Annotated in this window: 3 protein-coding genes and 1 pseudogene; all 4 read left to right on the top strand. The window is 37.5% G+C overall.

Features of this window, described 5'->3' with window-relative positions; all coding sequences use genetic code 11:
- Positions 1 to 315 precede the first annotated feature (315 nt).
- A complete protein-coding gene (locus tag A9G35_RS14160; RefSeq protein WP_442903156.1) occupies positions 316 to 390 on the top strand; it encodes an HNH endonuclease in 75 nt (24 codons plus the stop codon).
- Positions 391 to 392: 2 nt separating this feature from the next.
- Entirely contained in the window at positions 393 to 779 is a 387-nt protein-coding gene (locus A9G35_RS08640; RefSeq protein ID WP_065636518.1) for a hypothetical protein, read from the top strand.
- Between the two features lie 60 nt (positions 780 to 839).
- Positions 840 to 1,163 (top strand): RHS repeat domain-containing protein, encoded by a 324-nt coding sequence (locus tag A9G35_RS08635; RefSeq protein WP_065636517.1) that lies wholly within the window; start codon positions 840 to 842, stop codon positions 1,161 to 1,163.
- Positions 1,160 to 1,432, top strand: a pseudogene (locus A9G35_RS08630) (hypothetical protein); the annotation flags it as partial. The gene A9G35_RS08635 and the pseudogene A9G35_RS08630, both read left to right, overlap by 4 nt.

Genomic DNA, 1,432 nt, shown 5'->3' with positions numbered 1-1,432 from the left:
TATCTTTTAATGAAGAACAAGCATTAGAAGCCTTAAAAAAACACCCAGAAATCGAAAAATTGTTCAGGGAAACATTCCCATTTATCGATCTTTAATCATTTTATCCATCAGCTTATATCGCTACTATAAGAAGAATGGTTAGGATGTTCGCTAGGATGATAAGCAGAAAAGAGTTATCTACTTTTCTGCTTTTTTATGCAAACTTAAAAATACAGTATTATGGCATTACAGGCAACCGCCTGACCTTTTTTAGTGACAAACACTTTGACTATAACCGCTTTGGTAATCTGATTGTCGAAAAGCGCGGAAAATAGAATGCAACTGGTTCCATCAAAACAACATTTAAAAACAGGCCATATAGGTGGCGAAGCATTATCTAAGGGGAAATAAATATGTTAGGATTAGTAAAAGGCAATGATCAAACTATTGGTTTTGTATATGATTGTTTATTATCTGGTGTTATCAATATGGATGAGGTCAATCGTTGGGCAGAAAAGGTCATTGGCGAAAATGAAGTAAGTGATTTACCCGATTATATTTTTGATTTGATTGATTTTAAAGGAATAGTTACTGAGTTAGAACGCTTGCTCGGATTTTTTCCTTGTTGGAAGTGCACAAAAGAGCAAGATAGGGCTGTTTATGGCCTAGCAGTAAAAAGAGGGGAAAAATTGTCTCAAGACGATGTATCTTTTAATGAAGAACAAGCATTAGAAGCCTTAAAAAAACACCCAGAAATCGAAAAATTGTTCAGGGAAACATTCCCATTTATCGATCTTTAATCATTTTATCCATCAGCTTATATCGCTACTACAAGAAGAATGGTTAGGATGTTCGCTAGGATGATAAGCAGAAAAGAGTCATCTACTTTTCTGCTTTTTTATGCAAACTTAAAAATACAGTATTATGGCATTACAGGCAACCGCCTGACCTTTTTGATTGACAAACACTTTGAGTATGACCGCTTTGGTAATCTGATTGTCGAAAAGCGCGGCAAAGACCACCGTCTAGTCACCCACTATGAGTACGACTGCCGGCATCGGTTAATCAAAGTGATTAAGCCGACAGGGCTAATTATCACCTATACTTATGATGCCTTTAATCGACGTACCAGTAAAACCGTGGATGGTAAAACCACCGAATTTTTGTATTCGTCTCATCCATGAGACTCACCCTTGCAAGGCCAACGCTAAAGCGTTGTTCAAATTTGTTCCAGACAAATTTGTGGCAAGACCATAAATTAATTGCAGAATGTGCCGATAACGATAAATTCTGGCGAAGTTATATTTATGAACCCGATAGCCATCGACCCCTTGCCCAAATCCTTGGAAAAGCAGGACAGTCAGAAAAGTTAAAAACCTACTGGTATCAAAATAACTACTTAGGCACTCCTCATCGCCTTACAGACAGCCTTGGCGACACTGTCTATGAATGC

The sequence above is a fragment of the Gilliamella sp. Choc5-1 genome, assembly GCF_001690595.1.
In the GTDB taxonomy this organism is placed as follows: Bacteria; Pseudomonadota; Gammaproteobacteria; order Enterobacterales; family Orbaceae; genus Gilliamella; species Gilliamella apicola_M.
The sequence above is the reverse complement of the archived record's forward strand: the minus strand, read 5'-3'. Positions and strand labels throughout refer to the sequence as shown.